Raw genomic sequence first — 21333 nt, 5'->3', positions numbered from 1 at the left:
GATGAACCCGTTTCCGTCGGTGGTCTAGGGATTTATAGCAACTTCACGCTTATGTGCGCAATTGCTACAACTATACCCGCACCGCGCAGAGACTGTGCATTTTAGCGCAACGAGCTGATTAAATCAGACATATCCGGTGGCAAAGGTGCCTCGAAACGAATGTCGTCGCCCGTCACAGGATGTACAAATCCCAAGACAGCCGCATGCAACGCTTGGCGTGGAAAAGCTGCGATGGCCGCAAGCGTGGCTTCGGAAATACCTGCTTTATGTGACAATTTGCGTTTGCCACCATAGGTTTGATCGCCAATAAGGCCATGCCCTGCGTGTGTCATGTGCACACGAATTTGATGCGTGCGCCCCGTTTCAAGCCAACATTCCACCAAGGACAACTGCAAAGGCGTACCGAATGTTTCAACGACCCGCGCGCGGGTAATCGCGTGACGTCCTTCTGTGAAAGACACCGCTTGCTTTTGACGATCGTGTTTGTGACGCCCAAGCATGGTGGTGATACGCAAAATGTTTGAGCCTTCAAAGCTCACGCCTTTTACACCACGCAACCGCGGGTCCATCACGTCAGGCATGCTGTACACCAGTGCGGTGTATTTACGCTCGACTGTGTGTTTCTCGAATTGTTTCGCCAGACCTTGATGCGCCACATCACTTTTGGCGACCACAAGCAGACCAGAGGTGTCTTTATCAATACGGTGCACAATACCGGGGCGTTTTTCGCCGCCAATCCCAGACAGGCTGTCACCACAATGATGCATCAGCGCATTGACCAAAGTGCCACTAGGACTACCAGGAGCCGGATGAACCACCATGCCCACGGGTTTGTTGATCACAACCAGATCGTCGTCTTCATATATAATGTCGAGTGGAATATCTTCGGCCACTAAATGGCTTTCGGTGGGTTGCTCGACCGTAATGGTCACTTGCGCGCCCTCAGCGATCTTAGCCTTTTGATCTAACGCGGGCTTGCCATTGACGACAACAGCGCCTTCGGCAATCAATTTCGCCAAACGTGACCGCGACAGGTTCGCCTCTGCTGGCACATCACGCGCAATCGCTTTATCAAGTCGATTAGGCGGGTTTTCCGCGATGATAAATTCAACGGTGATAAGTGGAGCGCTAAGAGACATGACTGATCCGGTACAAGGCGACCCAAAGAGCTTGGACGCTGGAGTTGACCCAAAGGCGATGGCAGGGCTGACGCTGATGCGCAGGCTGGTCACATCGCTCTTGGTGGTGATGATTTTGGGGTTCCTACTCCTGATCGGGTTGCTTGTCACCCGTTTCCCCACGATGAATGCGCCAATCGGCTTTGATTTGCCGGAAAACATCGCTTTACCGGCGGGTACCACGGCGCAAAACTTTACCCGCGGCGTGGGCTGGGTTGCCATTGTGACCACTGACAACGAGATTTTGATCTTTGATTCCGCGACAGGCGCGCTGCGTCAGACGTTGGAGATTGAGTAATCAAAGCGTATTTAACACGGGAAAACCCGTAAACACTTGGCAAATTTTATTCGTAAGAGTTGTTTTTTGAGGGGGAATGATACCAACTCCTGAGCCACTAAAAACTGCAGTTTTCCTTTTAAAAAAGGCAGCATGGATCACACCCATTCCTAAATGCGCTCAAGCTAAATCAATGATTTACGCTAAGTGTGGACCAGAATTAGCGTACCCAAAACTGCACAGATTTGATTAATCGACCTCATATACTCTCCGCATTGCTATCGATCCCAAACCTCAGCCTGCTCGCCCACTTTTCATTGCAAAACCAATATTTTGATCTAATGTATGTTTTTAAAATACATTCGAGTGACTTTGAAGATGCCCCAAGAATTTGATGCATACGTTGACGACTACGCTGACCAGCACAACAAAAGCATCCGGATTTCGGGTGAAGCCCCTGATTTTTTTGCCAATTATAAAGTATTTGAACTCCAGAAAATGGCGCAAAAATGGGGGATGGGCGCACCCCAAATCCTTGATTTCGGAAGTGGCCTCGGCAACTCTGTCCCTGCGTTTCGTGAGCACTTTCCCGACATTAACGTAACTCAATCAGACCTATCTTTGGATAGCCTAGGGCGTGCAAAAGAATTGCATGGCGGGGATGAGCCGCAGATTAAAATTCTGGAAAACCGCATTCTTGCAGACGATAATAGTTTTGATATCGTTTTCACAGCATGCGTGTTTCACCATATTCCACATGACGAACATGATTTTTGGTTGAAGGAAATTTTGCGTGTTACAAAACCCAATGGGCGGTTGGTTATTTTTGAACACAACCCTTGGAATCCTTTAACACGTCATGCCGTGCGCAACTGCCCGTTTGATGTGAATGCCCATTTGATATCTTCACCTCTAATGTCTAAGCGACTTCGGGCGGCAGGTTGGACGGATATCAAAACAACATATCATGTGTTTTTCCCGGCCATATTGGCGTCATGGCGCGTCCTTGATCCGGCTCTTGGTTGGATGCCGCTGGGGGCGCAGTATTCGTGCTCCGGTCGCGCACCCGCTGTTTGAATATAGTATGCCCCAACAAGACAACGATATTGGCGGACAAATTTCTCGTTTCGCAATTATAGGCGTGTTGAACACATGTTTTGGACTTGCTGTTATTCTCTTCTTTTACAGAGTCCTTGGTTCTAGCTTAATCGTCTCGAACGCGGCGGGATATGGCATGGGACTTGTGCTATCTTTCGCTTTGAACGGGTTTTGGACTTTTGATGCATCCACTTATAAATTAACTATGGTTATTAAGTACTTATTACTCGTCGGTGCCGCTTTTATAATTAATATGCTAGTGATTATGTCCCTTATGTCATTGGGACTTCCGTATTGGATCGCTCAAATCGTGGGTGTTATCACATATAGCTCCATTGTTTTTCTAGGGATGAAATATGCCGTATTCACCAAATAAACGCGAGGTCGACGCTGTAAAATTGCGCCCCCCGCCGAAACTGTCGATTGTGGTACCTTGCTTTAACGAAGAAGAGAGTTTGCCCCTGCTGCTCGAGGGGATCACTAAACTGAACGATATCCTCGTTAAGGCGGAACAAATCAGTGAGCCTCTGACATTGGTATTGGTTGATGACGGGTCGTCAGACAACACTTGGTCATTGATTTCCAATATAAAATCTTCGTTTAATATTCAGGGTGTTAAACTGTCTCGTAACAGCGGCCACCAAAGCGCATTGCTTGCAGGGCTCATGCAGGCCCAAGGCGATATCATGATCAGTATGGATGCTGATCTACAAGATGACCCGATAGCTGCCGTACAAATGGTTGAACGCTTTCGACAAGGCGACGAAATTGTCTTTGGAGTGCGTGCATCTCGTACAACGGATAGCTTTTTCAAACGCACCAGTGCGCACTGTTACTATAGGTTGCTCTCTGTTTTCGGGGTCGAATTAATTCCAAATCACGCTGATTATCGGCTCATGAGTGCAAAAGCACGTGATGCATTAGCTATGTTTGGTGAAAGCAATGTTTATTTGCGCGGACTTATTCACAGACTTGGCTTCAAATCATCAATCGTAACCTATAATCGTGCTGCGCGGGTTGCTGGTGAAAGCAAATACAACATGCGCCGTATGGTCGGTCTTGCAATTGATGGCGTCACCTCGTTTTCGGTGCGCCCATTGCGTTTGATCACGCTCTTTGGTTTTTGTGTGGCAAGCATTTCGTTTTTTGCAATTGTATACGCATGGGTTGGGTGGATGGCTGGGGCAGTTGTGCCTGGCTGGACGTCTCTTATCCTGCCAATTTACTTTCTTGGCGGCGCGCACTTGGTCGCACTGGGAGTGATCGGTGAGTATATCGGTAAAATATACACAGAAACCAAAGCCCGGCCACAGTTCATCATTGATACGAAAATTCACACCAATGCCAAACTGGACGATCACGCAGAATGAGAAAATTAAAACACGATCGCTCGGCCAACGTCATGGCATTTATCGCATTTTTCTGTACTTCACTGCTAACTATTATTCCAATATTACGGCACACTTATCTGCCGTTGGTCGACCTGCCAAATCATATTGCGCGTCATTATTTGGCGACAGTTCAAGATGGGCCGCTTGATAGATACTACGAATATACATTCGGTTTGGTCCCTAATTCGGCCGTAGATATTTTATGGATGCTACTAGGTACAGGCTTAGATCCAGTCGATTTCTCGCGATATACGATGGTTTTTTACTGTGTTTTTTTGATTGCATCGACGATGTTCTTATCTCGCGTTTTACACGGAAGATGGAGTGTCTGGCCAGCGACGTCTGCGCTGATCTGTTTCAATGCGTGCTTTTTTTGGGGATTTCAAAACTTTATCGTTTCAGTTCCATTTGCAATCCTGAGTCTCGCCATTTGGTTATGGTCAGAAAAGCTTTCTACGACGCAACGTGTACTTCTTTTTGCGCCCATCGCATTCACACTTTACCTGCTACATTTCTTCGCATTCGCGATCTTGGCCATAGCTATTTTTGGGCGTGAGATTCAAAGAATTGTTGAAGCAGGAAAAGCTTGGAAGGGTATGTTCTTGCGTGCCCTATTACTTTCCGCTCCTTTTGCTGTCCCTATCGCATGGTTAGCTTTCGATATACTGTTCGGTCCAGAAAGCCCCGCAGGATCATACACAGCATTCGGCAGTCTCTCTGAGCGCCTTGATGTGTTGCAATCAGCCGTAATTGGAACAGACCTGAGCCTTCCCATGGCTCTGACTGTCACAGCAAGCGTCACACTTGGATTGTTTGTCATCCTTGCCTTTGCCATGTGCTCAGATTCAATATTCGGCGGGCTGGCTATTGCACCTCAGATGCGTGGATCATTGCTAATATTATGCATCTTCGCGCTGATAATGCCAACTTGGCTCAACGGAGTGGCCTTTGTACACATCAGGTTTCCTTTTGTTATCGTTGCATTGTTTTTTTCAGCAACACAATGGCGAGATATATCACGAAGAAACGCAACTTTTATTTTCATCACCGTCGCCGCACTTTTGGTCGGGCGCAGCGTTGCTCTTGATGATTATGCCGATAAACACTCCAAGCAGGTAGAAGATTTCATCACCTTGATTCAAGACGTACCATCAGGTGAAAGGTTGGTATCAGTAACACTCGGACAGGATGCAAGCGACAGGCAGCTTTGGCATATCGGGGCCTATGCCGTGACATATCGCGATGTCTTTATTCCAACGCTATTTCAAGGAGTACACGCTCTGAAAGTAAAGCCAGAATGGGCGAAATATGCATCTCCAGCAATCGCGGCATTACCCATGTCTACCTTCTTCAAAGATTGGAAAGAAGGCTCCGTTCCTATGGCCTTAGAATACACTCAAAATTGGAACGAAAAATACACATATTTAATGTTAATGGGTTCCCCTGATAGCACATTCGAAGACATGCCAGAGCTTGATGAAATTGCGACACGTGGTCTGTTCACCTTGTTCAAGATTACAACCCAACAATAAATCTAATACGTTTTGCTTCGATCAAGCTATGAAGTGCGCCGCATGCATTGGGGCTGGATATCTCAGCTTAGGATGCGCATTTCGGTTTTGATTGATTGTGGCTGCAATAGTGGCGGGGCAACGCCTGCCCTTGCTCACGCAACCTGAGAAAATTGCGACCAAGCGCTTGGGTGAGTTCACGGGCACATAAATTGACGCAAATAAAGCTTTGATGGGCTGATCATGAATCGCAGCATGCGTTGCAAAAGTGGGAAGAACGAACCCTCATTGCTGAGTTTCTTGCGGTGAAAGGCTGCACTGAGCATCAAATCATGGCTGTGATGTCACACAGCGAACCGAGTACATCTGCAATTTATACGAAAGGCCCAGAGCGCCGAGCTTTGGCCGCAGCAGCAATAAACTCGATCAAGGAATTCGAGTGGTGAATACCATTGTGGACCACGGGGCAGACCAATAATATCCACAATCCGAATGTTACAGATATAATACAATATGTTGAGGGTATGGATGGTACCACCTCCTGGTCTCGAACCAGGGACCTCCTGATCCACAATCAGGCGCTCTAACCAACTGAGCTAAGGCGGCACACTGCGGGTGATTTACGGAAGGCGCGGGGTGAATGCAAGAGCAAGATTGCGCAATTTGGTGATTTTTTTTATCCAACCCCAAAGCCATGTTTGGCGCCCTGCCCCATGCCGCCCAAAGCGTCCCCTTGCACAGTGATTGAATTGGGCTTATTTCAACGAGCAATCCAAAGGGGAAAAATCATGAGCATCAATAAAGAGAGCGACGTCGAGGCAAACATCCAGATTGGCCCAACCACTCTTGGCATGGTTCGTATCTATATCGAAGGTGAAGGTCTTGAGATTCCTATGGATTTCGAACCAGAAGAAGCCGAAGAAATTGCCGAAGAAATTCGCGCCGCGGCGGCACAAGCCCGCGCTTTGGCCAAATAAACAGGCCTTTACGGTGTAAAATTTTGCACCAAGGTTCTGACGTGATCAATGTTCAGTTTACCCGCGCTATCTTGGGCCATAAACTGAACAAACGCCCCAGAAATCTATAAAAACCGACAGGGCGATGTTGCTGGGGACTGTGGACAGGCGCACAAAGTACATAGAGTGCTTGACCCCATACGCAGTTCGCCCCATGCCTTTTGGGGCACATCACATCGACACACACAGCTCTGCCACACGATATGTCTGGCCTGCGCTGTGGCGGTCTGATCCCTGTTCAGACCACAAACACACCGCCCAAAGGACACATCATGACCGACAACACGCTTCGTAAATCCATTTATGTCAAAGCTTCGCGCGCACAGGTTTGGGATTTTCTCACCCAGCCCGCACAGATGAAAACATGGTTTCACGCCCCCAAAGCACCGCTTGCACTGGGCGAGCATTTTGAATTGTTTAGCACAGACTCAGATGAAAAATTGATCTGGGGCCGTGTGCGTGATTTTTCCGAAGCTGAGCGTCTGGAACATACCTTTAGTGTTCCTGACATGGATGGCGAAAAATCCAAGGTGATTTGGACCCTGAAAGACGCAGAACCAGGAACACGCGTATCCTTGGTGCATTCAGGCTTGCCACGCGGCGCGCAAAAATTCGATTTGCTGTTGGCGTTGGATAAAGGCTGGGACGCGCATATCGCTGATCTGCGCACGCAATTGATCGCGTTGACAGACTGAGCTTTACACAAAGCATCCCCTTGCAAGACCCGCCCTGACGCACTACCTGTGTCAGTGGCGGGATCTGCTCGGTCCGTACACATGGGCGCAAGACTCCGGTGGCCTTACGCAACCGTACGGGAGCTGGCTCTGTTAGGACCCTGGTTCTATTACCTGGCACCCACCTGATATAATCAGGCTTCGGGAGCATACGCGCTGCTACGGCTGCTGCGGTCCCCCGCCACTTTCCCTAACTTGCTAGATTTTAAGAAAAACGCCGCCTGAGGCCACGTCATGCAGCGCAGGGACGCTCGTTCGTATTCGATTAAAGCTGGCGTTTGCTTTGCACTGGCACTGACACGGGCGCAGGGACCAACGCTGGCACAGCTTTGTGCTCTGTAACCGCGCTACGTTTGCCGCCCTGTCCGTCATCGTCATCGCGTTCAGCCATGCCCATGATGCGGATCGCAAATTGCACACCAGAAAATACGATCCCATTGGCAAACCACAAAACGACAACCGCAAGAATCCCAATGTCGGAATGAGTCACCAGATGCCACAGATTGGCAACGTTAAGCGCCAAAAGTACACCGACGAAAGCGGCTGAGATCGCAAAACCGATCAAGACTTGAGTGATATAAAGACGCACTAGTTTGGGCATGAGACATTCCTTTAAAAAGGCTATTACATGCAAAAAGGGTAGGCTTTTGGCCCACCCCATTCAATTTCGCATAATGTCGCGGTGCGCGCTTGGCGCAACGCTGATTAAAAAGCGTCAGGGCGTGCTTCGCGGGCCATGTGATCCAAAACAGCGTTGACGAACTTTGACTCTTTACCTTCAGGGTAAAACGCTTTGGCCACGTCAACAAATTCGTTGATCACAACTTTGGGCGGGGTGCGTGTGGAAATCAACTCACCGCCAGCCGCGCGAAACAAAGCCCGCAAGGTGCTGTCGATGCGCCCAATCGGCCATTTCGCCACCAAAGCACGGTCTGTCATTTGGTCAATCTTGACCTGATCATTCACGGCAATCTCGGTGATCTCGTGAAACAGGTCAGCGTTGCCATCGATGAACAGCCCCTCTTCTTCGGTCTCAAGGCCAAAGAAATGGTCATAAAACTGACGGCGCACTTTATCCACGGTCATGTCCGAGGCTTCCATCTGAAACAGCGCTTGCACTGCATAGAGGCGCGCGGCAGATTTCATGTCGCGCTTTGAAGGTGGCTTTAGATGTGCGTGGTCGTCGGTCATGCGATATTCGGTCCCGTGTTTTTGCCAGCAAGGCGGATCGCGCCGGTATGAAAGCCAACGCCCTTGTTCGGACGAGCCCATTTGCGGGAAAGTGCGACAAGATGCAAGGCCGCAGCGGCCGCTTGGCTGCCTTTATTGTCGCCTTTTGCCTCTGAGCGCGCAATCGCCTGCGATTTTGTGTCTACAGCCAGTATTCCATTGCCGATGCACAGTCCAGACAAGCCCATCATTTGTAACGCATGGGACGAATCATGTGAGGCCGTATCGAACAACGTTGTTTCCCCCCGCACAAGACAGCCCAGCGCCACATAGCCATCGAAATTTGACATGCGTTCTGCGATCGCAATGGCAGTTGGCACTTCGCCAACGCTCGGCATTTCGACCAGATCATAGGTCACACCCGCCACATCAAGCGTTTCTTGCGCCCCCCTGAGCAGCCCGTCAGAAATATCTTTGAAATAGGGCGCGACAACGATCAACAGTTTCACTGGTTCATCAAAGCTTGGCAGATCTAAAATATGTGGTGAGGTGTCAATCATGGTCTATTTACCCCAATCTTGCAGCCGCGCCACATAGCGGGCCAGCGTGTCGATTTCGAGATTGATTTTATCCCCAACCTGCGCGCGCCCCCAGATTGTGACCTCTTGCGTGTGCGGAATGACGTTGATGCCAAACTCACAGCCATTCACTTCGTTCACCGTCAAAGAGGTGCCATTCAAAGACACTGAGCCTTTAGGCGCAATAAATTTGGCCAAAGCTTCGGGGGCCCGAAATGTCAGGCGCGTGCTGTCGCCTTCATCGCGTTGGCCAATCAACTCTGCAACACCATCCACGTGACCAGACACGATGTGCCCGCCCAACTCATCGCCCAGCTTTAAAGCGCGCTCTAAATTCAGTGGCGCGCCGACAGTCCAATCGCCAATGTTGGTCAGATCAACGCTTTCCGCAGAGATTTGCACATCAAACCAGTTTTGCGGCACGTCTTTCCACGAACGCCCCAAAGCGATCACCGTCAAACACACACCATTGCAAGCGATAGAGGCACCAATATCAATGCCATCCACATCATAGGCGCAACCGATCCGCACCCGCAGATCGCCCTCTTGTTTCACATCAAGCACGGTGCCGATGTCAGTGATGATGCCTGTAAACATGATGTCTCTCCGAATTGGGTCTGCGCAACTCAGCCCGATGATTTATTTGTCCTAGATCTATCCCTGCCCCAATGCGCTTTCAAGCCCACAGCACAGCTAACTCACAAGGCTCTGTTGTATTTACTTGTTTACGTTGTTTCCGTTAAGTCACAAATACGCCTAATTTATTCTGCATTAGACATCACCTAACAAAGACAGCATTTCGAAATCATTTCACAGGCCTATGACACACCCCGATTCAAACACCCGCGTTTTTCTTTTGCTCCAGGGGCCCCATGGGCCTTTTTTCTGGTCGCTTGGGAAAATGCTGAATGCCGCGGGGGCAAAAACATGGCGTGTGGGGTTTAATGCAGGGGATCGCGCTTTTTGGTTCGCCTCAAGCAGTTTCATTCCGTTTACAGACAAACCCGAAGACTGGCCGACAGTTTTCGACGATTTGATCACACAAAAAGGGGTCACGGACATCGTGCTTTACGGCGACACACGCCCGATGCATGCCTCTGCAATTGCTCGTGCCAAAGAATTAAACCTGACTATACATGTGTTCGAAGAAGGCTACCTGCGCCCCTTTTGGTGCACCTATGAGCGCGATGGATCAAACGGAAATTCTGATTTGATGTCCCTCACAGTCAACGACATGCGTGTGGCCTTAGCCAACACAGACCACGACAATATCGAAGCACCCGCCCATTGGGGCGATATGAGACAACACATCTTTTACGGCGCCGTGTATCATTGGTTTGTGATGTTTCGGAACGGCGCATTCAAACATTTTCGCCGCCACCGTGAGCTGACCGTGTTTCAAGAGTTTTGGTTGTACTTCAAGCGATTGGCAATGATGCCAAGCCATTATTTACACCGCGCTTGGTCCACACGGCGTGTCAAAAATGGTGGCTATCCCTATCATATCGCCCTGCTTCAACTGGAACACGACACCAGTTTCCAAGTACATTCGCCCTATGAAACCATGCCCGAATTCATAGCCGATGTGATCAAAGGCTTTACCAGCGGCGCGCCGCAGCACCACCATTTGGTGTTTAAGGCGCACCCGTTGGAAACAGGTCGTCGCAATCTGAAATCCGAGGTCCGCCGCATTGCTAAAGAACACGGCGTGCAAGCCCGTGTGCATTATGTCCGCGGCGGGAAATTGGCACAATTGCTCAACTTTGCCCGCTCGGCAGTGACCGTCAATTCCACCGCAGGACAACAGGTTTTACGGCGCGGCTTGCCGGTCAAAGTCATTGGAACTGCAGTGTATGACAAGTCAGAATTTGTCTCGCACCAGCCGCTTGATGAATTCTTCAAACAGGCCACGCGCCCTGACAAACAAGCCTATGGAATCTACCGCCAGTTCTTGTTGGAAACCAGCCAAGTGCCCGGCGGCTACTATTCTGCTGCAGGGCGGCATCAACTTTTGCGCCTTGTTGTGGATATGATGCTGGCCCCCGAAACGCCCTATGAGGCGCTCATCACAGGCAAAGCCCCGCCGCGTCAACCGCTGCAAACGGGAAAATGACCACAACATCTGGATACACTTTTAAGATGTGCCACACTCCCTGCGCCCAAGCTGCGCCCCTGCAACACATTATGATGTCTATGCGCTGTAAAAACGCTGGCGCTAGATTTTTCTCACTACCTTCAGTATGATGATTGAAAAAAGACAGGCAGCCCAACGGCTCAGAGGAGACCGAGCAGTGAAATTTTTAACATCGCGCACCCTGCGTGCCACAGCGGTATTTTGCGTCGTTGCAAGCCTTGCCGCTTGCGGACTGCCCCGTTCAGGCCCGAACAAAAAAGAAATCTACTCAGGATCCGTTCTTGAAGATGGCGATTCTTTCGTCGTCTCTGTGACTGATCGTGTGAACGCTGCAATTGGGGTGACACCCTCCCTTGGGTTCTCATCCGACTTCACCAATGCGGGCTCCATCGGGTCTGACACGATCCAAGCCGGCGATGTATTGTCTTTGACCATTTGGGAAAACGTCGATGATGGCCTTTTGGCCGGCCAAGGCGCCAACGCAACAATCCTAAGCGAAGTCCAAGTTGACGGTGCTGGCTTTATTTTCGTGCCTTATGCAGGTCGGGTCAAAGCCTCAGGCAACAGCCCAGAGGCCATCCGCCGCATCATCACAGAAAAGCTCGACACACAAACCCCTGATCCACAAGTCATGGTCACCCGCGCCGCAGGCGACGGGGCCACCGTTTCCATTACAGGTAAAATCAACGGCCAAGGTGTTTACGCGATTGAGCGCCCAACTCGGACCCTAACAGCCATGCTTGCGCGTGCAGGCGGCGTTGCTGTCGAGCCCTCATTGGCGCAAGTTAAAGTGATCCGTGCTGGCAAAACAGGGTCTGTTTGGTTCGAAGACTTGTTTGAAAACGCCCGCTATGACATCGCGCTGCGCAATGGCGATCGTATTTTGGTCGAAGCGGATCAGCGTTCCTTTACAGCTCTCGGGGCCACAGGCGCGCAAAACCGCGTTGCCTTTGAAACCCGCACCCTGTCCGCACTCGAAGCCATTGCACAAGTCGGCGGGCTGCAAACCCATACAGCCGACCCAACCGGTGTGTTTGTCTTGCGCAACGAAAGCGAAGAAATTGCCGAGCAAGTTATGGGGCGAGATGATCTCATCGGCACTCAGCGCCTTATCTATGTGCTCAACCTGACAGAACCCAACGGCCTGTTTTTGGCCCGCGATTTCTTGATCCGAGATGGCGACACCGTTTACGTCACCGAAGCGCCGTTTGTTCAGTGGACCAAAACCCTGCAGGCCATCACTGGTACTGCTGGCACCGCAGACAGCCTGCGCGATCTCAGCAACTGAGTGCAGCATGCACAACAATATGCCTAAAAAATCCGCCCGCGCCCATGCGCCTGGGCGGATTTTACTATCCGACCCCGCCATTGCGCGCATTCCTAAAATCAAACAGGTTTTAACCGCCGCAGGCTGGACGCCTCACCGCAAAACACCCCAGCACGATGATGCCGTAGCAAGGCCCGCAACAGCCTCCGCACAAGATGCCAAAGCAGCATGGATCGGCGCAGGCTTTATCCCGGATCAACCCTGCCCCCAACTCAAACGCCCTGCCCCTTTGGGTCTTGCCATTGATACCCGTGGGCCCATTCATGACGCGGCACAGCCAAGCGATCTGGAAATGATCCTCGCCACAATGCCTTTGGATGATGCCGCAATTTTAACGCGCGCACATAAGGTGGCGGATCGACTGCCTTTGTTGAAATTGTGCAAGTTACCAGCCCTGAGTGCAGGCATAGAGACAGCAAATGTTCCTTTTGTGCTGGTTTTGGATCAACCTCAATCAGATCCAACACTCCCCCCCGCGCCTTTAGCAACCGACCAAATGCGCGAAATGTTAGTGCTGGCCCATGAGGCCCACCCCCATGCACAGATCGTTGTATTTTCCCCAAACCGTGATGAAAGCGGGCCATTGACAGGCCACTTCGATGGCGCAGATAGCTCGCCAAACGTACGTCTATTCACAGAGCCAGCAAACCCTTGGGCACTGCTCGAATATGCAACCGCCGTTTATACATTGTCCTCACCACTTGGGTTTGAAGCCATTCTCGCGGGGCACAAACCCCATGTGTTTGGAACGCCGTGGTATGCGGGCTGGGGCCTAACGCAAGACCAAAACCCGATTGCGCGACGCGGTCGCCACCTGACCCGTGCGCAATTGGTGGCAGGTGCTTTGTTCCATTATTGCCAATGGTTTGACCCGCAACACAAAACGCTATGGTCCGTCGAAGATGCCCTGTCATTAGCACAGGCGCGCCAACGCGCTGTGGTCGAAGATAAAAACGGCTATGTCGCATCCCATATTTTGCGGTGGAAACGCTCACATATTCGGCGATATTTTGGCCAAACGGCAATGACATTCAACGATGATCCCGATGTGATCGCACGCGAAACACAATTGGGTCGCGCCCATATGACTTGGGGTGCAAAATCAAAAGCACCTCTACACATTGAAGATGGATTTTTGCGGTCCCGTGGTCTTGGCGCGGCCTTGGTGCGCCCGATATCGTTGATCATCGATGATTGCGGCTTGTATTTTGATCCCACACATCCCTCGCGACTTGAGACCCAAATCGCAGAGCGCGCACAGATGCCCGACCATGCAACAGCGCGTATTGAGGCTTTGATTGCGCGTCTCATCGCGGCGAAATTAAGCAAATACAATGTTGGGGATGGTTGCCCTCCTTTGCCCAATGGTTATAAAATTCTGGTCGCAGGACAGGTCGAAGATGATGCCTCAATCCAACTTGGGGCAGGTAAAGTTCGCACGAACCTTGCACTGCTGAAAGCGGCACGCGCGGCCAATCCCGATGCCATTTTGGTGTTTAAACCTCATCCAGATGTAGAGGCAGGGCTACGGCGCGGCAAGGTGACGAATGCCCATGAAATTGCCGATATCGTGGCCCAGGATGCTGATCCTATTGCCCTGATTGACGCTTGCGATTCCGTTTGGACCATGACGTCTTTGATCGGGTTCGAAGCACTTCTGCGCGACAAACCCGTCACCTGTACAGGCGCGCCGTTTTATGCCGGTTGGGGGCTAACGACGGATTTGGGCGATACGCCAGAGCGGCGCGTAGCACGGCCCAGTATGCTCGGCCTCGCCCATGCTGTGCTTATCGATTATCCACGCTATTTCGACCCTGATACAGGCGCCGCAATATCGGTGGAAATGGCAGTGGATTTACTTGCAACAACGCCAAATGGCCGAAGCCAATTGGCACAAAGCGCGTTGGCAAAGCTGCGTCAGTTTCGGGCGCGATTTTTAGGGCTTGATCGTTAACCTACAAACGATCCCAAGCGGTTAGCACATCAGGACCTAAAATTTCGGTCGCTACCGCTTTGTAGCGCTGCGCCTGTGCAAGACGTATCAAACCAAGCGTTCCAAGCCCTGGAATACCATCTGATCCGATCCCAAGACCTGCTGAAAACACCGAAACTTTATCGGCCAAATTTGCCCGTAACAGTGAGGCAGCTAAAGCGCCTCCGCCTTCGCAGAACACGCGAGTAAGACCCTGCTCACCAAGCAATTCAAGCACCCCCACCGGGTCCAACTGCCCAGCGACGACAGGTGCCTCGATCAGTTTTGCACCGAGATCAATCCACACTTTACGCAGGTAAGGATCCGCTGTCGGCCCGTGCACCAACCAAACAGGTACATCCTGCGCAGTGCGCGCCAGATTGCCCGTCAACGGCACATCTAGCCCGCGTGACAACACCACACGCACCGGCTGGCGTTCAATGCCCAATCCCCGCACCGTAAGGCTTGGATCATCAGCGCGCGCTGTGCCGCCCCCCACCATAACTGCGTCATGCGCGGCCCGCATCGCATGGACACGACGGCGTGCTTGGGGGCCTGTAATCCACTGACTTTCGCCTGTTGCCGTGGCAATACGCCCGTCCCAAGATGTCGCCAATTTCAAGGTCACCATAGGGCGGCCTGCCGTGATACGTGTCAAAAAACCGATTTGTGCCGCGCGCGCCTCATCCGCGCACACTCCGGTCGTGACCTCAATTCCAGCGGCACGTAGCATATCAAAACCGCGCCCGCTCACGCGCATATCAGGATCTTCTAAAGCGACAACAACACGCGCTATGCCAGCCTCAATCAAAGCCTGTGCACAGGGCGGTGTTTTACCCGTATGTGCGCAAGGTTCCAACGTCACATAAGCCACTGCGCCTTTGGCCAGATCACCGGCCTGCGCGAGAGCCATTGTTTCTGCGTGGGGGCGTCCGCCATCTTGGGTCCAGCCCCGCCCGATGACGCGATCATTTTTAACAATCACACAGCCCACCGCGGGATTGGGCCAAGTACGCCCAAGACCACGCGCCCCTAATGAGAGCGCGTGGTGCATGTAGTCGATGTCGGACATGAAATTTACTCGTCTGTCTTGAGTTCTGGCCGCAACTCACTGACAAACTTGTCAAAATCATCAGCAGCTTGGAAGTTTTTGTACACGGACGCAAAGCGCACATATGCCACGGTATCAATCCGCGCGAGGCTTTCCATAACAATCTCGCCGATGCTTTTCGACGGAATATCTGTTTCGCCCATGCTTTCCAAACGCCGCACAATCCCAGAGATCATTTGGTCCAAACGCTCTGGTTCGATCGGGCGTTTTTGAGTGGCAATGCGCAAAGAGCGCTCAAGCTTATCGCGGTCAAAATCTTCGCGACGGCCATTGGTTTTCACAACAACCAGATCACGCAATTGCACGCGCTCATAAGTGGTGAAGCGCCCCCCGCATGCCGAACAAAAACGGCGGCGGCGAATGGCGGCATGATCCTCGGCTGGACGGCTATCTTTGACTTGTGTATCTACGTTTCCGCAAAACGGACAGCGCATGGGCGTCCCCTTTTCTATGTTTACTGCCTCATCGTGTAGGATCTTTGCCCCACTTATCCACAGGCACTATAGGCAGCATAGCACAGGTTGGGTAGGTGGAAAATCATACACTAGATGTAGACCCGCAATGCGTTGCTAAAGAGACTCAGCGTAGCAACCCCAAGACCTGCCGCACATGTGACCGGGTCCGATGTTCGAAAAGGTAAAGCCCTTGCCATGTTCCCAAACACATTCGACCTGAAATGACAGGAATTGTGAGTGTTGTTGGCAGCATTGCTGACTTTATATGAGCGGGCATATCGTCTGGACCCTCATAGGTGTGGGTCAGATATGCCATACTTGGGTTTGTGGTAGGCGGCACCAAACGGTTAAAATACGCTTGCAAATCATCTTGCACTTCGGGGTCTGCATTTTCTTGGATCAACAAACTGGCAGAGGTATGTTGCACAATCAATGTCAGCGCAGCTTCCAATGGTCCCTCGCGTGCCACCCATGCTCCAACTTGATTTGTAAACTCGTACAGGCCTGCCCCATGCGTTGTGATCTCAAACATTTGATGGCTCATGTGCTGCACTCCGTTAGCCTTAGTTTAGCGTATCTGCATGCGCCCTTTTTCGGATCACTCACAGGGGCCAGCCCGCAGCACGTCACTGGTATCAGTGCGACAATAGCCCGCCTCAAGCATGGTCATCGTTAAAGTGTCCAACTCAAAAAGCCCCCCACCTGCATCGGTATCATTACAGGTCAGCCTTGCCAGAGTTTGCTCTTTACGCTTCACCTCAAGCTCTGCAGTGAGCGTCTGATCAAACTTATCAAATGACGTGTAAAACGCATAAGAAAATTGTCCATTGGGGACTGAAACGGTTTCCCAAATTGAGCGCCCAATGCCATTCCATGGCTGCATTGTAATCTCATCAAAGCTGCGCGCGATCTCAAGTTCAGGCGCAGCTTTGGGACCAAACCGATAAGTGACACTTTGATCATCAGGGGTCATGCACAACTCGACTTGTTTGGCCCCAAAAGAGCACGAAAACACATCAATCTGGTTGCCTGCGCATATCGCAAAAGCGGGTGTGACGCTTCCAATTATCACGGCGCACACGGCAGCAAATTTGATCACAGTCATCATTTTGTTGTCCTATCATTGGCAAAATATATGGCGCGCTGCCTACAAACGCGCGGCCTGTTCATCATAGGCTTTGCGGGCGGTTTGGACAGCTGGCATTTGCGCCTCAGCCCACCCAACAAGCCCAAGCAAAGGTGTCATTAAAGATTGCCCCATGTCAGTGAGACTATAGGCAACGCTTGGCGGCTTGGTGTCGAAAACTTGACGTTTGACCATGCCATCACGTTCCAAATCGCGCAGGGTTTGCGTCAACATCCGTTTGGAAATATCCGGTAAAGCGCGCCCCAAAGCATTGAAACGCTGGGCCCCATTTTGCAATTCAAACAAAATCAACACCGTCCATTTTGCACCCACATGATCCAGCACAGAGCGCACGGGGCAATTGTTCAAATCAAAGCCCATGGCCTCCCATTCGTCACGTTTACTCAGTTTCAGATCTTGCATGTGGTTCCCTTAATGTTCCCTGGGTACAAAAAGATACCTCCTTACGTGCGTCAAATTCGGTCTCTATATGAGACCTATACCCGATTTCAGACCATAGGAAAAGACCATGACCAAATATCTCGTGACTGGCGCTGCAGGCCAACTCGGTCAACTCGTTGTCGACCAGCTGACCACACGCGTTGACAAAGACGACATCATCGCATTGGTGCGCAAACCTGAACAAGCCGATGCCTTTGCCGCCAAAGGCATCGCGACACGCATGGGCGATTACACAGACAGCGCAAGTTTAGAAACAGCGCTCACTGGCGTGGATCGTGTTTTGCTGATTTCGTCCAATGACATGACCCCAGGCGCACGTGAAGTACACCACGGCAATGTCATCAACGCTGCGAAAAAAGCGGGTGTTGGCTTTATCGCTTACACGTCGTTGTTGAACGCGAAAGACAACCCCATGCACTTGGGCAATGACCATCGCGCGACCGAGGATATATTGGCCAACAGTGGCGTGGCGCACACGATTTTGCGCAATGGCTGGTACACTGAAAACTTTGGAATGGGGCTTGCTCAAGCTCTTGAAACAGGACAGCATTTTGGCGCATCCGGTGACGGAAAATATTCAACAGCCGCCCGTGCAGATTACGCCGAAGCCGCAGCCGTTGTTTTGGCCGGCGGTCACGATGGTCAGATTTTAGAACTGGCAGGTGACGATGCTTTTACACTCACAGATTTAGCGAAAACCATTTCTGATGCATCAGGCAAAAACGTCGCTTATGTCGACATGCCAGTTGAGGCCTTTGGCGAAGCGTTGAAAAGCGCAGGCGTACCAGAAGGTTTTGTGATGTTCATGAAAGACATCGACGGTAACGCCGCCAAAGGTGCGCTGTTCAACGATGACAAAGTGTTGTCCGCCCTCATAGGCCGACCAACAACACCATATGCCGAGACACTTCAGGCTATGGTCGCGCAAAGCTAATTTGTGTTTTTTAACATACGAAAAGGCGCTCTTTGGGGCGCCTTTTTTGTCAGAACTTGCCAGATGCAAGAACTAGCACCGATGATATTTTAACCAAAAACGCCGTCACCCATTTGATCTATGAACACCTTGGCCTTGTTGACGCTGGCTTGGCTGGCCTCTTCTTCAGTCGTCAAGGTATCCACACGCATCAGGTTATGGACCTTTACCTCGCCCGCGATCTCTTTCTCAATCCGCGCAGCAATACGGTAAACCCCATTGGCATGCACGGGTTCAGGAAAAATCAGAAAGCCTTTGTAGAGCTCTGGTTCAATATCTTTGACTTTAGATTTGCCGCCGAAGAGTTTTGAGAGAAGGGACATGTGGGGTGCCTCGTGTCGTTTTGGTTTAAGGGAGTGTGGCGTGACTGGGGGCTGAGGGCAAGGTTGAGGTGAAGCAAACGTTTTCGCATCTACCAATTTGATGAGTATTAGGATCTCAGCATCAAGAGCGGCGTTGAGAGCGTACCTTCGCCGCAACACGCACAGTTTGTATGCTTGTATGACCCAAGCCGGCAATCCTGCCGACCATATAAGGAGATAAATATGTTTTGTTTAGAAATCAACGTAAGTGGCTTGCGCACCAATCAACTGCCAAAGGCTGGTGATGAATTCGGCACCCCTCTTGGCATGGGCTTAGTCCATGAATGCCAAATCAAGTACAAGGGACGTCCTAATGACACCTGTAAACCTGAAAGCATGATAATTTGGTGGACGATCTGAAACAAAAATGCCGCCTAATAGGGCGGCATTTTCTAATTACTGATCCAAGAAGCTCCGCAACTTGCGAGACCGACTTGGGTGCTTCAGCTTCCGCAAAGCCTTCGCCTCGATCTGACGAATACGTTCGCGGGTCACGCTGAACTGTTGGCCCACTTCTTCCAAAGTGTGGTCAGTGTTCATGCCGATGCCAAACCGCATCCGCAGCACGCGTTCTTCGCGGGGGGTAAGAGACGCCAGAACCCGTGTGGTGGTTTCTTTGAGGTTTTCCTGAATGGCGGAATCCAAAGGCAGGATCGCATTCTTGTCCTCGATGAAATCGCCGAGTTGTGAATCTTCTTCGTCGCCAATTGGTGTTTCGAGCGAGATAGGCTCTTTGGCGATCTTCATCACTTTGCGCACTTTTTCCAAAGGCATTTGCAGTTTGGCTGCCAATTCCTCAGGTGTCGGTTCGCGGCCAATTTCGTGCAACATCTGACGACCCGTGCGCACAAGTTTGTTGATCGTCTCGATCATGTGCACAGGAATACGGATGGTGCGCGCTTGGTCAGCGATAGAGCGCGTGATAGCTTGGCGAATCCACCATGTAGCGTAAGTCGAGAATTTGTACCCACGACGGTATTCAAATTTATCGACTGCCTTCATCAGGCCAATGTTACCCTCTTGGATAAGATCAAGGAACTGAAGACCACGGTTTGTGTATTTTTTGGCGATGGAAATCACGAGACGCAAGTTGGCCTCGACCATTTCTTTTTTCGCCTGACGCGCTTCTTTTTCGCCTTTTTGAACCTGAGACACGATGCGGCGGAATTCGGGAATATCAACACCAACGTACTGACCAACAGTGGCCATTTCGCCGCGCAACTCTTCGATTTTCGGCGTAAAGCGTTCAACCAGCATCTGCCAACCGCGTCCAGCTTTTTCACCCATACGGTCCAACCAAGACGGGTCAAGTTCACGACCGCGGTAGGCATCGACGAATTCTTTACGGTTGATCCGCGCTTGGTCAGCGAGTTTCACCATATTGGAATCGATCGACATAATACGACGGTTGATGCCGTAAAGTTGGTCAATCAGCGCTTCGATACGGTTGTTGTGCAGGTGAAGCGAGTTCACCAAAACAACGATTTCAGAACGCAACGTTTGGTATTCGGCCTCATTGGCCTTCGAAAAAGACCCGTCTTCGTTCAAGGTCGCGGACATACGCAAATCTTGCATTTCGGACAGACGCGCAAAGTCGTTAGAGATGTTGGACAGAACTTCCAAAACCATCGGCTTGAGCGCGGCTTCCATCGCGGCCAAGGACATGTTTGCCTGTTCGTCTTCGTCATCATCGTCATCATCGTCATTGGCAATAGGATTGCCATCGGCATCCAACTCAGGCATCGCCGCTTTGGCAGCCGCAGCTTTGGCAGCCGCAGCAGCGGTCGCAGTTGATGCAGGCACAGAGCCCAAACCAGAAACAACAGTGTCTTCTTCGTCGCCATCAAGACCCGTGCCAAACGTGGCCTCAAGATCAATAACGTCGCGCAAAAGAATGTCTTCGGTCAAAAGCTCGTCATGCCAGATCGTGATCGCTTGGAACGTCAAAGGGCTTTCGCACAAACCAGCAATCATCGTGTTGCGGCCTGCTTCGATCCGTTTGGCAATCGCAATTTCGCCCTCACGTGACAGCAACTCAACAGAGCCCATCTCGCGCAGGTACATGCGCACCGGATCATCGGTACGATCAAGCTTTTCGGTTTCAGAGCTGGCCAGCGTTAAATCGCGATTGGAATCAGCTTTGACAAGATCACCGCTGGCGGCGACCTCTTCTTCTTCTTCATCCTCGATGATGTTGATGCCCATTTCGGACAGCATAGACATCACGTCTTCGATTTGCTCTGAGCTGACCTGATCAGGCGGCAGCACTTTGTTGAGCTGATCGTAGGTGATGTAGCCTTTTTCACGGGCCTCCGCGATCATCTTCTTGACCGCCGCTTGGCTCATATCGAGACCAACGTCCTGTTCAGAGACATCAGTTTTTTGATCGTCGTTGTCCTTAGCGGCCATCCGGCACTCCTCATCCGAAATCGTTTCCTGCGAATCACCCACAATATAT

At 51.1% G+C, this 21333-nt stretch carries 24 protein-coding genes and 1 tRNA gene; 12 read left to right on the top strand and 13 right to left on the bottom strand.

Going from position 1 to position 21333, the window contains the following annotated elements:
* Nucleotides 1–101 precede the first annotated feature (101 nt).
* The gene (locus BM025_RS07105; RefSeq protein WP_085849092.1) at nt 102–1139 is read right to left on the bottom strand and encodes an RluA family pseudouridine synthase; all 1038 of its coding nucleotides are present in this window, start codon (nt 1137–1139) and stop codon (nt 102–104) included.
* On the opposite strand from BM025_RS07105, the gene BM025_RS07100 reads away from it, so the two are divergent.
* From BM025_RS07100 to BM025_RS07080, 5 genes are all read left to right on the top strand, one after another.
* Nucleotides 1138–1476 (top strand): DUF6476 family protein, encoded by a 339-nt coding sequence (locus BM025_RS07100; protein ID WP_085849093.1) that lies wholly within the window; start codon nt 1138–1140, stop codon nt 1474–1476. The genes BM025_RS07105 and BM025_RS07100 overlap by 2 nt on opposite strands.
* A gap of 357 nt (nt 1477–1833) precedes the next feature.
* On the top strand, nt 1834–2532 hold the full coding sequence (locus BM025_RS07095; RefSeq protein ID WP_085849212.1) for a class I SAM-dependent methyltransferase: 699 nt from the start codon (nt 1834–1836) through the stop codon (nt 2530–2532).
* A gap of 7 nt (nt 2533–2539) precedes the next feature.
* Nucleotides 2540–2929: a GtrA family protein gene (locus tag BM025_RS07090; protein WP_170842141.1), complete on the top strand. Its 390-nt coding sequence runs from the start codon at nt 2540–2542 to the stop codon at nt 2927–2929.
* A complete protein-coding gene (locus tag BM025_RS07085; protein WP_085849095.1) occupies nt 2910–3923 on the top strand; it encodes a glycosyltransferase family 2 protein in 1014 nt (337 codons plus the stop codon). The genes BM025_RS07090 and BM025_RS07085 overlap by 20 nt, the downstream gene beginning before the upstream one ends.
* Nucleotides 3920–5476: a hypothetical protein gene (locus tag BM025_RS07080; protein ID WP_211753573.1), complete on the top strand. Its 1557-nt coding sequence runs from the start codon at nt 3920–3922 to the stop codon at nt 5474–5476. The genes BM025_RS07085 and BM025_RS07080 overlap by 4 nt, the downstream gene beginning before the upstream one ends.
* A 508-nt stretch (nt 5477–5984) precedes the next feature.
* Here BM025_RS07080 and BM025_RS07075 read toward each other — a convergent pair.
* Nucleotides 5985–6061 (bottom strand) — tRNA-His (locus tag BM025_RS07075).
* 182 nt (nt 6062–6243) lie between these two features.
* Here BM025_RS07075 and BM025_RS07070 point away from each other — a divergent pair.
* Nucleotides 6244–6432 (top strand): DUF6324 family protein, encoded by a 189-nt coding sequence (locus tag BM025_RS07070; RefSeq protein WP_085849097.1) that lies wholly within the window; start codon nt 6244–6246, stop codon nt 6430–6432.
* Between the two features lie 311 nt (nt 6433–6743).
* Nucleotides 6744–7166: an SRPBCC family protein gene (locus BM025_RS07065; protein ID WP_085849213.1), complete on the top strand. Its 423-nt coding sequence runs from the start codon at nt 6744–6746 to the stop codon at nt 7164–7166.
* Nucleotides 7167–7470: 304 nt separating this feature from the next.
* Here BM025_RS07065 and BM025_RS07060 read toward each other — a convergent pair whose 3' ends face one another.
* The 4 genes from BM025_RS07060 to BM025_RS07045 form a co-directional block, all read right to left on the bottom strand.
* Entirely contained in the window at nt 7471–7806 is a 336-nt protein-coding gene (locus BM025_RS07060; protein ID WP_085849098.1) for a hypothetical protein, read from the bottom strand.
* 104 nt (nt 7807–7910) lie between these two features.
* Nucleotides 7911–8396, bottom strand: coding sequence for a transcription antitermination factor NusB (gene nusB / locus BM025_RS07055; RefSeq protein WP_085849099.1), 486 nt, complete (start codon nt 8394–8396; stop codon nt 7911–7913).
* Complete coding sequence (locus BM025_RS07050) at nt 8393–8935, bottom strand: 6,7-dimethyl-8-ribityllumazine synthase (protein ID WP_085849100.1); 543 nt, start codon at nt 8933–8935, stop codon at nt 8393–8395. Before BM025_RS07050 ends, nusB begins: the two co-directional genes overlap by 4 nt.
* Before the next feature lie 3 nt (nt 8936–8938).
* On the bottom strand, nt 8939–9550 hold the full coding sequence (locus tag BM025_RS07045; RefSeq protein ID WP_085849101.1) for a riboflavin synthase: 612 nt from the start codon (nt 9548–9550) through the stop codon (nt 8939–8941).
* A gap of 223 nt (nt 9551–9773) precedes the next feature.
* On the opposite strand from BM025_RS07045, the gene BM025_RS07040 reads away from it, so the two are divergent.
* The 3 genes from BM025_RS07040 (at nt 9774) to BM025_RS07030 (ending at nt 14368) form a co-directional block, all read left to right on the top strand.
* Nucleotides 9774–11066 (top strand): capsule biosynthesis protein, encoded by a 1293-nt coding sequence (locus BM025_RS07040; protein ID WP_085849102.1) that lies wholly within the window; start codon nt 9774–9776, stop codon nt 11064–11066.
* 178 nt (nt 11067–11244) lie between these two features.
* A complete protein-coding gene (locus BM025_RS07035; RefSeq protein ID WP_244515525.1) occupies nt 11245–12375 on the top strand; it encodes a polysaccharide biosynthesis/export family protein in 1131 nt (376 codons plus the stop codon).
* A gap of 7 nt (nt 12376–12382) precedes the next feature.
* The gene (locus tag BM025_RS07030; RefSeq protein WP_085849104.1) at nt 12383–14368 is read left to right on the top strand and encodes a capsular polysaccharide biosynthesis protein; all 1986 of its coding nucleotides are present in this window, start codon (nt 12383–12385) and stop codon (nt 14366–14368) included.
* 1 nt (nt 14369) lies between these two features.
* On the opposite strand, the gene ribD is transcribed toward BM025_RS07030, so the two are convergent.
* The 5 genes from ribD to BM025_RS07005 all read right to left on the bottom strand — a co-directional run bounded on the left by ribD (nt 14370) and on the right by BM025_RS07005 (nt 17501).
* Nucleotides 14370–15458: a bifunctional diaminohydroxyphosphoribosylaminopyrimidine deaminase/5-amino-6-(5-phosphoribosylamino)uracil reductase RibD gene (ribD, locus tag BM025_RS07025; RefSeq protein ID WP_085849105.1), complete on the bottom strand. Its 1089-nt coding sequence runs from the start codon at nt 15456–15458 to the stop codon at nt 14370–14372.
* A 5-nt stretch (nt 15459–15463) separates the two neighbouring features.
* Nucleotides 15464–15931 (bottom strand): transcriptional regulator NrdR, encoded by a 468-nt coding sequence (gene nrdR, locus BM025_RS07020; protein WP_085849106.1) that lies wholly within the window; start codon nt 15929–15931, stop codon nt 15464–15466.
* A 145-nt stretch (nt 15932–16076) separates the two neighbouring features.
* Nucleotides 16077–16496 (bottom strand): secondary thiamine-phosphate synthase enzyme YjbQ, encoded by a 420-nt coding sequence (locus tag BM025_RS07015; protein ID WP_085849107.1) that lies wholly within the window; start codon nt 16494–16496, stop codon nt 16077–16079.
* 54 nt (nt 16497–16550) lie between these two features.
* Nucleotides 16551–17060: a hypothetical protein gene (locus tag BM025_RS07010; protein WP_085849108.1), complete on the bottom strand. Its 510-nt coding sequence runs from the start codon at nt 17058–17060 to the stop codon at nt 16551–16553.
* A gap of 39 nt (nt 17061–17099) precedes the next feature.
* On the bottom strand, nt 17100–17501 hold the full coding sequence (locus tag BM025_RS07005) for a winged helix-turn-helix transcriptional regulator (protein ID WP_085849109.1): 402 nt from the start codon (nt 17499–17501) through the stop codon (nt 17100–17102).
* A gap of 106 nt (nt 17502–17607) precedes the next feature.
* Here BM025_RS07005 and BM025_RS07000 point away from each other — a divergent pair, with 106 nt between their 5' ends.
* A complete protein-coding gene (locus BM025_RS07000) occupies nt 17608–18474 on the top strand; it encodes an SDR family oxidoreductase (protein ID WP_085849110.1) in 867 nt (288 codons plus the stop codon).
* Nucleotides 18475–18563: 89 nt separating this feature from the next.
* Here BM025_RS07000 and BM025_RS06995 read toward each other — a convergent pair whose 3' ends face one another.
* Complete coding sequence (locus BM025_RS06995) at nt 18564–18836, bottom strand: HlyU family transcriptional regulator (RefSeq protein WP_085849111.1); 273 nt, start codon at nt 18834–18836, stop codon at nt 18564–18566.
* Nucleotides 18837–19058: 222 nt separating this feature from the next.
* Between BM025_RS06995 and BM025_RS19135 the strand changes: the two genes are divergently transcribed.
* Nucleotides 19059–19235 carry a hypothetical protein gene (locus BM025_RS19135; protein WP_170842140.1) on the top strand — a complete coding sequence of 59 codons (177 nt, stop codon included), beginning with the start codon at nt 19059–19061 and terminating at the stop codon, nt 19233–19235.
* A 36-nt stretch (nt 19236–19271) separates the two neighbouring features.
* Here BM025_RS19135 and rpoD read toward each other — a convergent pair whose 3' ends face one another.
* Nucleotides 19272–21284, bottom strand: coding sequence for an RNA polymerase sigma factor RpoD (gene rpoD / locus BM025_RS06990; protein WP_085849112.1), 2013 nt, complete (start codon nt 21282–21284; stop codon nt 19272–19274).
* Nucleotides 21285–21333 lie beyond the last annotated feature (49 nt).

The sequence above is a fragment of the Pacificibacter marinus genome (assembly GCF_900109555.1).
In the GTDB taxonomy this organism is placed as follows: Bacteria; Pseudomonadota; Alphaproteobacteria; order Rhodobacterales; family Rhodobacteraceae; genus Celeribacter; species Celeribacter marinus_C.
The sequence above is the reverse complement of the archived record's forward strand: the minus strand, read 5'-3'. Positions and strand labels throughout refer to the sequence as shown.